This is a genomic window from Flavobacterium sp., assembly GCF_044369455.1.
In the GTDB taxonomy this organism is placed as follows: Bacteria; Bacteroidota; Bacteroidia; order Flavobacteriales; family Flavobacteriaceae; genus Flavobacterium.
This window is the reverse complement of record NZ_JBIPLW010000006.1, coordinates 81,506-95,288: the sequence shown is the minus strand read 5'-3', so window position 1 is coordinate 95,288 and position 13,783 is coordinate 81,506. Positions and strand designations below refer to the sequence as shown.

The window sequence follows — 13,783 nt, the reverse complement described above, 5'->3', positions numbered from 1 at the left end:
TTCAAGATGGAAATAGGATATTATAATACACTCAAGATAGCTCGCGAAACTAAAGTTGGACTTTTTTTAACCGATGGCAAGGATGATGTATTGCTTCCGTTAAAGTATGTTCCAAAGGAATACAATGTAGGCGATGAACTAATCGTATTTGTTTATCTTGACCATGAAGAACGACCTGTGGCAACCACCTTGGAACCTTATATTTTGATGGATGAATTTGGGTTACTTCGAGTGAATTATGTCAATCAATTTGGTGCTTTTTTAGATTGGGGTTTAGAAAAAGATTTGTTTGTTCCGTTCAAAGAACAAGCGAGACCAATGGAAAAAGGAAAACGCTATTTGGTTTTTGCCTATATGGATGAAAAAACAAATAGATTGATGGCTTCCAGCAAAACCAATCAGTTTTTGAAAAATGATGAACTTACTGTAGCTGTTGGCGATGAAGTAGATTTAATCATTTCACACATTACCGAAGTGGGAATTAATGTTATCATCAACGACATTCATAAAGGATTGCTATACAAAGACCAAGTCTATGATGAAATCCGAACTGGCGATAGAATGACGGGCTATATCAAAGCCATTCGCCCTGATAATAAGATAGATGTTACGCTACATAAATTTGGTTACCGAAATGTTGAGCCAAATGCAGAAAAAATACTTGATGAGCTTAGAGCCAGTAGAGGTTTTCTTCGATTAAATGACAACAGCGATCCAGAAGACATTAAAACCGTTTTAAAGATGAGTAAAAAAACATTTAAAAAAGCAATTGGAGCGCTTTACAAAGAAAAACGAATCGAAATTAAAGACGACGGAATTTACTTAGTAACCGAATAATTATTCTTGACATTCGGTTTCAGGAGGAAGTGGTTTTTCTATTTCGGTTTTCTTTTTATAAAAAACACTACTTACCATACTCAAAGTAGCATAAGGTCGGTTGGAATATTTATTTCCCAAACACACTACTGTTACCGTATCTTTTCTAACCGGAACGAAGGACGTATTATTGCCGTGCCACCAACCATTGTGGTACATCATTTTTTCTCCGTTGGGTGGTAAAAAACGCATGCGCATTCCCAATCCATAATCTTTAATGGGTTTTTTCACCTTGCCTGAACTATAGCCAAAATAGGCTTCTTGCATAAGTTCTGGATTTATGAAATCAGGTGAATAAGTTCCTAAATCAAATTTTACTATATCTCTCGGAGTGGAATAAATATTTTTGTCACCATATAAATTATCAAACTGATCCCAAGGAAAAATGGTATTTCCCCTATATGATTTAGATGCTGTTTCTCTGTCGGTAGCATAATTAAAAACATACGTATTAGTCATTCCCAAAGGTTTGAAAACCAATTCTTGCATGGCTCTTCGGTAGTTTAGACCTGTTGCTTTTTCTATGATTAACGCTAAAATTATATAGTTGGTATTGCAATAATCAAAATGAGTATCATTTGGAGTCACTAAACGGAATTTGTTTTGCACTAATAAATTTAAAACATCTTGATTACTCAGTATTTTACGTCGATCCCATCTTTTTTTCATTAATCCCGAAAAGTTGGCATAATGTTGCAAACCGCTTCTATGATTAAGTAATGTTCGGATCGTTGTGTTTTTATACGGAAAACTGGGAAGCCAATCGGTTACTTTTTGATCCAGCATAATGTTGTCTTGCTGAACCAATCTTAAAATTGCCGTAGATGTCAAAACTTTACTTACTGAAGCTAAGTGAATAGGAGTAGAAGCTGTTATTTTTTCTTTTGTTTTTGTATTTGCATATCCTCTATAATCTTCATAAAGCACACGTCCATTTTTAACAACAATAAAACCACCACTGTAATAAGGCGAATTAATAAATTTATTATAAAACGAATCAATCTTAAATCTTTTTTCAGTGATGTAGATATCAGACACCTTTCCCATTTTCAATGGAAAAGCAGATTTGATAAACAAACTATCTTCGGTTTTGGAGTTTGAAAAGCCATTTCTACTTGATCCAGTTTTTGGGCTGGAAAAGTAACATAATGTAGATAAAAAAATGGATAACAAGCTAAACTTCATAATCAATTAAAGTATACAATAATACCAATTATTACCCGAAATAAAACCCCATTATTCATAAAAGTTTTACACTATTTATCAAAAATAATAAACCTGACGAGTTACAATTTACAAGTCAGGTTTTGGGCAAAAAAAGTGGTTAATTTATTTTTTAGAAAGCTACTTTAATAGGAAGTGTATATAGTGTTCTCACTTTTTCACCATCCAAATATCCTGGAGACCATTTTATTTTTATTGCTCGTAAGACTCTGATTGCTTCTTTTTCTAATGCTTTATCGGAACTTCTCAAAACTCGGATATCAGTCATAGAACCATCTTTTTCAATTACAAAAGCCATAATTACACTAACGGAACTTGAACTGTTTTCGATTTCAGACTTTTCAATAGAATTGCCAACATATTCATAGAATTTTTTAATGCCACCCGGATATTCGGGTAATCTGTCTAATAGGTTTGTTGTGATGGTTTTATTTTCATCACGGCCATTATTGTTTGAAATTGTTGACGTTCCAGTAGTGCTTCCAGAAGTTGTTAACGTTAATCCAGTAGTGCTTGTTGCATTTGCATTAGTATCACTTGGATTTTCTTTTAACTCTTTGTTTGTTTTTATTACATCCAGATTATCCTCTGGTTTTACTAGAGTTACATTTTTTAAATCTTTTTTTTCGATATCCTTTTTTGTTTCTTCTTTTTTTAAAGGAGCAATTGCTTTTTCTTTTTCAGGTTCTTCATTTTTAGGTAGATTAAAATCTGAAAGCGTAATAATGGTTTCCTCATTTTCGAAAGATAGTACCGCAGGCTTCTCCCCAAAAGAAGAAAGCAACAACCAAAAACCAATTAATGAGAAAATAAATACAATGCCAATAATAAATGCTAACAATGAAGTTCGAGGGTTTTCTTGGCGTAATTGATACGCACCATACGCTTTGTTTTTGTCTTCAAAAACTAAATCGGTCCAATTTTTTTCATAAATACTAACGTTTGACATAATTCAATGGTTTAAAAGTTAAGTATCTATGTTACATACGCGAGGGGATTTTATTATATAACGACAGAAAGATCAGAAAAGTATATCTTTTGGAATTATTTTTTGAATAGAAAAGTGAAAAACCCTTAAAATAGGGGATTTTCTATACAAATTGTAACAAAAAAAATTACTATTTTTTGTTTACAATGATTTCTGCCAAAAGTTTTTTAGCGCGAAGTAATTTTATTTTAACGTTGCTTAAAGGCTCATTTAATTGCTCAGCAATTTCTTGATAACTCATTTCCTGAAAATAACGTAGCTGAATAACTTCTTGATAATGAGGTTTTAGTTCTTTTATAAACTGTAATAATAAAGATAAATTCTGTTCCGTAATTATCGCATCTTCAACAGTTGGTGATGTGTCGACAACATTATAAGCTTGCTGGTCTTCTTCATCGGTGATTTCCACAAAAATGGTAGACTTCTTTTTTCGAAGCATGTCAATATGTACATTTTTTGCAATAGCAATAAGCCAAGTGTTAAACTGAAATTCGGGATTGTAAGTCGCTATTTTATCAAAAGCTTTAGAGAATGTTTCAATGGTAATATCTTCCGAATCGGTTTCGTTTTCGGTTCGTTTGAGCATAAAACCGTATACGTCATTCCAATAATGGTCGAGCAAAAAAGTAAAAGCAACTTGATCGCCTTTTTTAGCACTTTCTATGTATGTGATTACTTCCAATGTACTGGTTTATTGAAAGTATTGGTAATGAAGATATTTAACTGTGTAAAAATTAAAATAATTTCTATGATTGGAAACCAGTACATTACGTCTTTTTCTTTCAGTTTTCCGGCTGCAAAACCCATAGTAATCCATGCAAAAATATAGCGAAAACCAATGATACTCAAAACCGCAATCCATTGAAATTGGAAAACTAACAATAGTATCGATAATAAAAGAAATAACAATTGCGAGACATAGAATATTGCCAATTGATTTTGATCAAAAAGTTTATAATGTTTGGCAGTCGAAACGTGACGCCGTTTTTGGGTAAACCAATCTTTAAAAGAAGTTTTTGGTTTAGAATACGTAAAACTATCAGGTAAATAGCATATTGTAGTGTTTTTTGCTTCTGCAGCTTGATTAATGAACAAATCGTCATCTCCAGATCGAATTTTCATATGGTCCATAAACCCACGAACCTTGAAAAATTCTTCTCTTTTGTACGCTAAGTTTCGACCAACTCCCATGTAGGGTTTACCTAGTTTTGCCCAAGAAAAATACTGAGTAGCACTTAATAATGTTTCGAAACGAATGATTTTATTTAAGAAAGAACCACCAATTTTTTCATAAGCTCCATATCCTAAAACAATGGTTTTTTCTTGGGTGAATTGAGAACTCATATTGGTTATCCATTCTTTTGAAGCAGGAATACAATCGGCATCTGTAAATAATAAATATTCGTATTTAGCGGCTTTAATGCCAAGGGTTAAGGCATATTTTTTATTTCCCCAAAAAGCTTCGTTATTTTCAACCTTTACTAGTTTAATATCGGAATGTAGTTTTTCAAATTCTTCGAAAACTTCTAATGTATTGTCGGCTGAAGCATCATCAATTAATACAATTTCAAATTGCGGATAATTTTGGTCAACAAGAAGTGGAATTAATTTTCGAACATTTTCTTCTTCATTTTTCGCACATACAATTACAGATATAGGAATTCTTTTAGGTGCGGCAGCTTGCGCTTTAGTAAATGAAAATTTACCAAAAACTACAATATAATAGATAAATTGAACAAAAACAACTGCAATAAACAAACAGAAAACGGATAATAACATAATGCTTTTTCAACTTTAAAAAGGTTTGCAAATGTAGTTATTCTTATAGCAATACGCAACTCAAAATTAACATTTTACTGTCGATTCTTTTTCATTTCCTTAGCTACTTCAATCGACTGATAATCATCGGATTTTTCGAGTTTTGAAATGATGTTTTTGTAGTTTTTATCATCCCGATTTTGAGATAATTTTTTCTTTGCTTCGATAGAAGTTATTGCTATTTCAAAGGAAACAATTCCTCTTGCTTGAAGCATCGTTTTTTTGGATAACGCTTCAACCCGAACTGGGTTCTCTGATTTAGCTTCGTATTTATTAACTAATCTTTTTAAAGCTTCTACGGTTTCGTCGTGCGTGTGGAGTTGTACTTTTCCATATACATGAACCGCAAGATAATTCCATGTTGGCACATTTTCATGATCATACCAAGAAGAAGAAATATACGAATGGGCACCCTGAAAAATTACTAATACTTCATCATTGGTTTTAAAACCTTCTGTTTGAGGGTTTTCTTTAGAGACATGTCCAACCAAAATTTGTCTTCCCTCTTTTTCTTCTAATAGCAACGGAATATGCGTTGCCCATAGCTTTCCTTCCGTTTGATTGACCAAAATTCCAAATCCATTTTGATGGATGAAATTTTGAATGTCTTCTTGGTTTTCGTTTTTATAGAGTTTTGGGATGTACATATAAGCGATACGTTAAAAGGGATAAGGCATACGTTTACTATAAGTTTTTAGAGAACTCATCCCTTTTCTCTAATTCCTTTTCACTCTTTCTAAATCACATTGACCTCTGCTTCAATAGCAATTCCAAATTCTTTTAAGATAGTATCTTGAATGTCTTTTGAAACATTTAAAATTTCTTGCCCAGTGGCATTACCATAATTGACCAACACCAATGCCTGATTTTTATGTATTCCGGCATCACCAAAACGCTTTCCTTTAAAACCCGCTCTTTCAATCAGCCAGCCTGCTGGAACTTTTACTTCTGTTGCCGAAACTACATAATGTGGCATTTCGGGATGTAATGCATGAATTTTATCGAAATCAACTTTTGATATTATTGGGTTTTTAAAAAAACTTCCGCTATTTCCCAATGCTGCCGGGTCGGGTAATTTGCTTTGTCGAATGGCAATTACGGCATTAGAAATATCTTTTAAGGTAGGAGTGATTACGTTTTGTTTATCTAATTCTTTAGTAATATCGCCGTAAGACGTATTGATTTTATGATTGCTTTTTGTTAATTTAAAAACAACAGAAGTAATGATGTATTGATCTTTAACTTCGTGCTTAAAAATACTTTCGCGATACCCAAAATGACACGCTTCTTTAGTAAATGTTTTCATTTCTTGAGTGGCAATATTCATAGCTTCACAAGAAGCAAAAGTATCTTTGATTTCGGTTCCATAAGCCCCAATATTCTGAACTGGAGTAGTACCAACATTGCCGGGAATAAGCGACATGTTTTCTAATCCGCCAAAATTTTGATTGATAGTCCATAGTACGAATTCGTGCCAATTTTCACCAGCCATACTTTCAACCCAAACAAAATCGTTATCTTCTTTTACCACTTTTTTGCCCTTTAAATCAATGTGAATGACTAATGCCTCAATATCTTGTGTTAACAGCATATTGCTTCCACCTCCTAGAATGAATTTAGGTTTAGCTAGATTTTCTTTTACTATGGTTTTTAATTCCTCTGTAGTTTTAACAGCAACAAATTGCTTGGCTTTGGCTTCGATACCAAAAGTATTGTATTTTTTTAGGGAGAAATTGTTAAGGATGTTCATTTTTTTAAAAACTATCTGACCACAAAAGTAATTCAAAAGAATTTTTAAACGAACTTGTTATAATAATTTTTTTGCCATTTATGAAGCATGAAAATTGGCATAAAATAAGGCAAAATTTTGGTATTTCCTTTTCTTACTTCAGCAACCAATTTGCTTCCATCAATATTTTCTAAAAATGGCATTTCAAAAATTGGACTTTTGGCGAAATGATCTAATTCCTGAACGAATCTCGGAAATTTCAGCAAGTAACTACCCCAAGGCGCACTTAGTCCAATCTTTCTAAAATCGATTATCTCTTGAGGAAGTTTATCTTCCATCGATGTTTTCAGAATAAATTTTCCTTTTTTACCAGTAAATAGCCATTCATCCTCTAATGTTCCTAAACCAGCAATTAATCGTTGATCTAAAAATGGTTCCCTACATTCTACAGAAGTTCCCATGGTGCATCGGTCATTTCTATCCAATAAAGAACACATATAGGTATGTTGGTCAAAGTACAACGCTTGCCGTTGGAGGTTTTTTGGATATAATTCTTTAGCTTCTTTAAGTAACTGATATCTGTATTCGTTTATAGGCTTGATTTTATTTCCGTAAAGACTATTAATATCTTCAGGATATATATTAGAACCATTAAAAATTATCAAATCAGGATTGTTGTCAATTTTAGAATAGCGCAATAATTTATCGTATCTCGGATTTTTATTAAAGGTTTCAATACTACTGATTTGAGAAATTACTTTTAGTAATGTAGGATTTTTCAATGCTTTATATCGGACATAACCACCCATTAATTCATCGGCACCTTCACCAGAAAGTAACACTTTTACTTTAGGTTTCGCTAATTTGGCAATTGCCAAAAGATGGGGCTCGTTTAGATGCATTATTGGTTCATCTTGGAAATAGGATGTTTCGATTAGATTTTGATACAAATTTTCATTTTCTAATTTGGTGTGATTAAAAGTATATCCGTACTCTTCAGTTATATTTTTTGCCAAGTGATATTCATTATGCTCTTCTTCAGAAAAACTAATGTTGAAGGTTTCAATATTTTTATAGTTTTGATGGTATAATGACGTTAATATAGAACACGAATCCAAGCCACCACTTAGCAAAACTCCGACAGGAACATCACTAACCATGCGCAATCTAACCGATTCAAAGAAGGTTTCTTCAAACCATTCTTTTGGATTGATAATTTTAGAATGATTTTGAATTTGTTCTTTTAAATTCCACCATCGAGTCGTTTTGCTTTTTCCATCTTCATCAATAACTTTATAATGTCCAGGAAGTAATTTTTTAACATGGCTAAACAAGGTTTCTTCACCAGCAACAAAACGATTAAAAATGTATTCCTCCATGCCATTTTCCGATATAGCAATTGGAACTCCAGCAGCAAAAAGTGCTTTTTGTTCAGAGGCAAAGTATAAGGTATTTTTATAAATGCAGTAGTACAAAGGTTTTACACCCATTCGGTCGCGGCAAAGTGTAAGTTTCCTTTCAACAGTATCCCAAATAGCAAAGGCAAACATTCCGTTTAAACGTTCGAGCATATCCATGCCGTAGAGTTCATAAAGTTTAAGTAAAACTTCGGTGTCAGACCCCGATTTTAAATCGATCCCTTTACTTTTTAATTCGGGGTAAAAGGATTGATAATTATAAATTTCTCCATTAAAAACGATGATATAACGACCATTATCGGAAATAAATGGTTGATGCCCTGCTGAAGATGTATCGATAACTGATAATCTTCTGTGTCCTAATCCAATGGTATTATCTATATAAATACCTGCATCATCTGGACCACGATGTTCCAAAATGTCACGCATTTTTAACAGTTGATTTTGGTCAACTTTTTTATAGTTTAAATGGAAAATTCCATTAATTCCGCACATAAATTTAAGTGGTAGTTGATTTAATTGTTATTAAATCATGATAAGCTTCCGCAATTTTTTTCATATTATTTCTGTAGTTGGCCTTTTCTTCGACAAGTTTTCGATTTTCTGTTATCGATTTTTTTGTAAAATCAGTATTGTGAAATGCCCACTCCAATTCTTCGGCTAATCTAATGTGATTTTCTGATTTTACAAGTATTCCGTTTACTTTTTCTGTTATCCAGCTTCTATTCCCCGGTAAATCACTTACAATAGGAAAACATCCACAGGCCATCGCTTCAAATAACGATGCAGAAACTCCTTCGGTTAGAGGCATACTGATATAAAAGTTTGCCATTTTTAAATATTTTGGAATATCATTGTTGTTAATTCTGCCAATAAAGTCAACATCATTATGTACACCCAACTCTTTTACTAAAAGTATTAGTTTTTTTAATTCAATTCCATCACCTATAATAGTTAGTTTAAATGGTATGTTTTTTTGTTTTAGAATAGAAAATGCTTTTATAATTGTATCATGTTTGTATTCAGGTTGTAATGCTCGAGTGACAATAGCCTGAATCATGGAATTATCGGAAACTTGGTTGAATTCAAACGATTCTAAGTTAATACCTTTAGGTATAATCATTACTTTAGACATATCTGCATTGCATTCTTCCATATTTTTTGCCATTACAATTCCCCATGCATGAATGATATCTGCTTTTTTGAATGCATGATCTTGTAGCATTTTTTTGAATATATATAGTGGTGAACTGTGTGGCCATAAATCAGTAATGCCTTGTTGGGCAATTGCAATGGGTTTAATTCCAGAAATGGCGGCCAAATACCCATAACTCGTTGTTCGTTCTGCAATTACCATATCGGGATTAAAGTTTTTTGCAATACTTTTTATGGTGATAATGGCTTTGGCTAATTCAAAAAGTCGTTTAATTCTATTGACACCGTTGCTATTTGTTTTCAATTCCCAGGTCACAATTTCAAAGTCGCCAAATTCCTTGAGACCATTCATCCAGGTAATGGCATCAGCACGATAGGTTTCGCCAAGAAATAGAATTCTTTTTTTTGACATTTGATTATTCTTCAGTTTCTAAAGCTCTTTTTAAAAAGTCATTCATCGGTTTAAGGACAATTAATTTATGAGCTACCATTTTACTAAAATCGGCATCTGTAAATAGTTTATCATCAATTTTTTGAGAAGCCGTAAAGCTTTTGAGTTTCAAAAATTCAATTGCAGGATGATTAGGGTCAAAATCTTTTGGTGCTTTTTTCAGGGTGTTGTTTTCATCGCTACTAAGAGAAACAAATTCTGTTTTAAATTTTTTGTTAGTAACAATTGCTTCTAAATCTTCATAAAAAAATGCAATTTCTTTTCTGATTTGTTTCAATTCATTGGGTTCAGGGCACCAAACACCACCCGCAATAAAAGAATTTCCTTTTTCAAAATGAATATAATAACCTGGACTATTTTTTTTGAATTTATTTTGGGTAAACCAAACACCCATATTGGTTTTATAGGGTGACTTATCTTTAGAAAAACGGATATCACGATTGATTCTGAATGTACAATTTTTCACCTCCAAAGGATCTAATGTTTTATCCAATGGTTTCATTTCAGCCAAAATAGAAGCTATGAAATTATGGTAGTCTTTTTTGTAATTGTCATACCTTTTCTTGTTGGCGTGCATCCATTCGGTATTGTTATTGGCTATTAAATCTTCGAGAAATTGAAGCGCTTCTTTAGTAATCATAATTATAAATGTTTACGTAATTCTTCTTCCGAAATATAACCCACATTTCGCCAAACTTCTTTCCCTTTTTCATAAACAATGATTACGGGTAACCCGTCTAACTTAAGAAAATCTACTATGGTTTTGTTTTCATCTGCATCCAATTGAACAATTTTTATTTTATTCTTCATTTCGGTTTGAAATTTCAAAATGTATGGGTTCATTTTTTTACAAGGAGCACACCATTTAGCATTAAAATCGATCATCACCTTATCACTTGATTTTATGAGTTCAGCATATTCTTGATCACAAATTCCAATAATTTTTTCTGTTGGTTTTGCATTACCTGAGGCATTCCATTTCATGATGCCACCTTCAAGGTTATACACTTCATTAAAACCCAGTTCGGCTAATTTAGCGGCAGCTTGGGCACTTCTTCCGCCCACTTTACAATACACAAAAATAGGTTTTGATTTATCATAGGTACTTGCTTGAGAATCAAAATCGGCTCCATTCCAATTGACATTTATAGCATTTCCGATATGTTCAGTGCTATATTCTTCGGGAGTTCTAACGTCTAAAAGTTGTGGGTTTTCAGTCGATTTTAGTTTTTCTGAAAATGATTTTACATCGATAGTTTGGACTGATTTTGAAGATTGCCCTTGACAACTAATGAATAAAAATGAAAGTACTAGTAAAGAGAGTAAAGGTAACTTCATAGCTGAAAAAATTTATACAAAACTACAAATTTGAGGAATACTAAAGGTTAAAAATTTTATAACTCTGATGGGTCGTTTTTACTATGTTTTCGGTTCGTTCCGGATGTGTGTCCGAAATAAACAATTGTCCAAATTCGTCATTGTTCACCATTTCAATTATTTTACTTACCCGAAATTCATCAAGCTTATCAAAAATATCATCGAAGAGTAAAATTGGTTTTTCCCCACTTTGTTTTTTTACGAAATCGAATTGTGCTAATTTGAGGGCAATTAAAAATGATTTTTGCTGCCCTTGTGAGCCAAATTTCTTAATGGGATGACTATCAATCTCAAAAGATAAATCGTCTTTATGAACACCAACAGAAGTATATTGAAGCGCTCGGTCTTTTGTTATATTATGTTCTAATAAAGTCAGGGTATCCTTTTCGAACAAGTCACTTTGATACACCAACTGAACCGTTTCCGCAGCGTTGGTTATGTCTTGGTGGTATTGATTAAAAATCGGAATAAAATTGGCTAAAAATGATTTTCTTTTTTCAAAAATAGCTTGTCCTAAATGGCTTAATTGTTCATTATATATGGATAAAGTATCCATATCAAAAACATGATTTAGTGCAAAATATTTTAATAAAGCATTTCGCTGACTAATTATTTTTTGGTACTGAATTAATTGTTGTAAATAGGAACGGTCTAACTGCGAAATGACATTATCGATAAATTTTCTTCGGGTTTCACTTCCTTCAACAATTAAATCTCTATCGGCTGGAGAAATTATCACTAAAGGGATAAAGCCAATATGATCAGAAAATTTCTCATAAATTTTACCGTTGCGTTTCAAGATTTTCTTTTGTCCTTTTTTTAAGCTACACAAAATCTGTTCGGTTCTATCTTTTTTTTCAAATTCACCGTCAATCACAAAAAACTCTTCTTCATGCTTGATGTTTTGAACTGCTAGCGGATTAAAATAACTTTTTCCGTTTGCCAAATGATAGATAGCATCGAGAATGTTGGTTTTTCCAATGCCATTTTTGCCCACGAAACAATTGATTTTAGCATCGAATTCGAAGGTTACATCCGAAAAATTTTTATAATTAAGTAATGAAATTCGCTTTAAAAACAATTTGGTTTTTGTTTAAAATTAGTGGGTAAACGTCATATATATAACCGATAAATGAAAATTTAAAACCTTTAATATCCTGATATATAATAAAGACGTGCAAATTATTCAAAAATATCAACAAAAATAGCTTTTAAATAAGAATAAAAATTTTATTTTTGCGCACACTAAATTAAAAATAGATGGCAACTTTTAACAAAAGAGGATATAAAGCACCAAAAGAGAAAGCTGAAAAATTAGATAATAATTTTATTGAAGAAAATGTTAATGTTGATGCAAAAGACAGTACTACAGCAAAAGCATTTGATACTCTTGACCAAACAGCATCAAGAGCTGAAGATTTTGCAGCTAAAAATCAAAAAGCTATTATTGGTTTTCTTACCGTTATTGCATTAGCTACTGTTTCTTATTTGATGTATCAAAAATTTATCGCTGAACCAAAGCAAGAAGAAGCCGCAAGCGAATTGTTTGTAGCACAACAAAATTTCCAGAAAGCAGTTGATGATGCCACCGGAACAAAATCAGATTCATTGTTTAACTTAGTTTTAAAAGGTTCAGAAGGTAAATTTGGAGTGGTAAAAATTGCCGACGAGTATTCGGGTACCGATGCGGGTAACTTAGCAAACTACTATGCTGGAATTGCTTATTTAAATACTAAAAAATATGCTGAAGCAATAACTAGTTTAGAGAAATTTTCATCCGATGATATCATGTTAAGCACTTTAGCAAAAGGTGCTATTGGTGATGCTTATGCACAACAAAACAAGCAAAAAGAAGCGTTAGATTTTTATATTAAAGCGGCTGATGCCAGTAAAAATGATTTCACAAGACCTCTTTATTTATTAAAAGCAGGTAAAACAGCTTTTGCTTTAGGGAATAAAGCGGATGCGTTAAAATATTTTACCGATATAAAAGACAATTATGAAACTTCTCCAGAAGCGCAAAGTATTGATGCTTTGATGGGATTAGCTCAATAAATAGTAATCAGTATTCAGTGTTTAGTTGGCAGTTAATCTTGCTGAACACTTAAAACTGATGACTGAACACTGATATATAATGGCTACCGCTAACAAAAACTTATCCCCTTACGATAAACACACTATCCCAAACGCGAAAGATTTTCGGTTTGGGATTGTTGTTTCTGAATGGAATGAACACATCACCAATGGTTTGTATACTGGAGCCGAAGCTGCCTTATTAGACTGTGGCGCTTTGCCAGAGAATATTATACGCCAAAATGTTCCCGGTAGTTTTGAGCTTATTTACGCTGCAAATCAAATGATGAAATCAAGAGATTATGATGTAATAATAGTTATAGGTTCTGTAATAAAAGGTGAAACGATGCATTTTGATTTTGTATGCCAAGGGGTTACTAATGGTATTGCATTGCTTAATGCCGAAGGTGATATTCCCATTATTTTTTGTGTGCTAACCGATAACACCGAACAACAATCTATAGACAGAAGCGGTGGAATTTATGGCAACAAAGGAACCGAAGCCGCCATAGCTGCAATTAAAATGGCGGAGTTGAGAAGGAAAACTTATTTATAACAGTTAATACTTAATGTAATTCACAAACCTTTCGAACCCATGAAAGGTTTTATATTTTTACACAATTATTAACAACAAATCCCAATACTTTTTCCTTAAATTTGCTTACTTCGGTTAA

The 13,783-nt window shown here is 32.6% G+C and carries 14 protein-coding genes; 3 read left to right on the top strand and 11 right to left on the bottom strand.

The window, feature by feature from the left end; all coding sequences use genetic code 11:
- Nucleotides 1-6: 6 nt before the first annotated feature.
- On the top strand, nt 7-837 hold the full coding sequence (locus tag ACIQ2L_RS07570) for a S1 RNA-binding domain-containing protein (RefSeq protein WP_396157572.1): 831 nt from the start codon (nt 7-9) through the stop codon (nt 835-837).
- Here the strand turns inward: ACIQ2L_RS07570 and ACIQ2L_RS07565 are convergent, their stop codons facing one another.
- The 11 genes from ACIQ2L_RS07565 to recF form a co-directional block, all read right to left on the bottom strand.
- On the bottom strand, nt 838-1,923 hold the full coding sequence (locus ACIQ2L_RS07565) for a serine hydrolase domain-containing protein (RefSeq protein ID WP_396157571.1): 1,086 nt from the start codon (nt 1,921-1,923) through the stop codon (nt 838-840). It abuts the gene before it with no gap.
- 289 nt (nt 1,924-2,212) lie between these two features.
- On the bottom strand, nt 2,213-3,049 hold the full coding sequence (locus ACIQ2L_RS07560) for an energy transducer TonB (RefSeq protein ID WP_396157569.1): 837 nt from the start codon (nt 3,047-3,049) through the stop codon (nt 2,213-2,215).
- 169 nt (nt 3,050-3,218) lie between these two features.
- Complete coding sequence (locus tag ACIQ2L_RS07555) at nt 3,219-3,770, bottom strand: RNA polymerase sigma factor (protein ID WP_396157568.1); 552 nt, start codon at nt 3,768-3,770, stop codon at nt 3,219-3,221.
- Nucleotides 3,761-4,867: a glycosyltransferase gene (locus tag ACIQ2L_RS07550; protein ID WP_396157567.1), complete on the bottom strand. Its 1,107-nt coding sequence runs from the start codon at nt 4,865-4,867 to the stop codon at nt 3,761-3,763. The genes ACIQ2L_RS07555 and ACIQ2L_RS07550 overlap by 10 nt, the downstream gene beginning before the upstream one ends.
- Before the next feature lie 74 nt (nt 4,868-4,941).
- The gene (locus ACIQ2L_RS07545) at nt 4,942-5,553 is read right to left on the bottom strand and encodes an FMN-binding negative transcriptional regulator (protein WP_396157566.1); all 612 of its coding nucleotides are present in this window, start codon (nt 5,551-5,553) and stop codon (nt 4,942-4,944) included.
- 89 nt (nt 5,554-5,642) lie between these two features.
- A complete protein-coding gene (gene murB / locus ACIQ2L_RS07540) occupies nt 5,643-6,656 on the bottom strand; it encodes a UDP-N-acetylmuramate dehydrogenase (protein ID WP_396157565.1) in 1,014 nt (337 codons plus the stop codon).
- A gap of 44 nt (nt 6,657-6,700) precedes the next feature.
- Nucleotides 6,701-8,548 carry an asparagine synthase (glutamine-hydrolyzing) gene (gene asnB / locus ACIQ2L_RS07535; RefSeq protein ID WP_396157564.1) on the bottom strand — a complete coding sequence of 616 codons (1,848 nt, stop codon included), beginning with the start codon at nt 8,546-8,548 and terminating at the stop codon, nt 6,701-6,703.
- Nucleotides 8,549-8,552: 4 nt separating this feature from the next.
- Nucleotides 8,553-9,620 (bottom strand): glycosyltransferase, encoded by a 1,068-nt coding sequence (locus ACIQ2L_RS07530; RefSeq protein ID WP_396157563.1) that lies wholly within the window; start codon nt 9,618-9,620, stop codon nt 8,553-8,555.
- Between the two features lie 4 nt (nt 9,621-9,624).
- A complete protein-coding gene (locus ACIQ2L_RS07525) occupies nt 9,625-10,299 on the bottom strand; it encodes a DUF2461 domain-containing protein (RefSeq protein WP_396157562.1) in 675 nt (224 codons plus the stop codon).
- Between the two features lie 2 nt (nt 10,300-10,301).
- Nucleotides 10,302-10,997, bottom strand: a complete 696-nt coding sequence (locus ACIQ2L_RS07520) for a rhodanese-like domain-containing protein (protein ID WP_396157560.1) — start codon at nt 10,995-10,997, stop codon at nt 10,302-10,304.
- Between the two features lie 40 nt (nt 10,998-11,037).
- Nucleotides 11,038-12,117 (bottom strand): DNA replication/repair protein RecF, encoded by a 1,080-nt coding sequence (gene recF / locus ACIQ2L_RS07515; protein WP_396157559.1) that lies wholly within the window; start codon nt 12,115-12,117, stop codon nt 11,038-11,040.
- Nucleotides 12,118-12,296: 179 nt separating this feature from the next.
- Here recF and ACIQ2L_RS07510 point away from each other — a divergent pair, with 179 nt between their 5' ends.
- Together ACIQ2L_RS07510 and ribH are read left to right on the top strand one after the other, a co-directional pair.
- Nucleotides 12,297-13,091, top strand: coding sequence for a tol-pal system YbgF family protein (locus ACIQ2L_RS07510; protein ID WP_396157558.1), 795 nt, complete (start codon nt 12,297-12,299; stop codon nt 13,089-13,091).
- 79 nt (nt 13,092-13,170) lie between these two features.
- Entirely contained in the window at nt 13,171-13,665 is a 495-nt protein-coding gene (ribH, locus tag ACIQ2L_RS07505) for a 6,7-dimethyl-8-ribityllumazine synthase (RefSeq protein ID WP_396157557.1), read from the top strand.
- Nucleotides 13,666-13,783 lie beyond the last annotated feature (118 nt).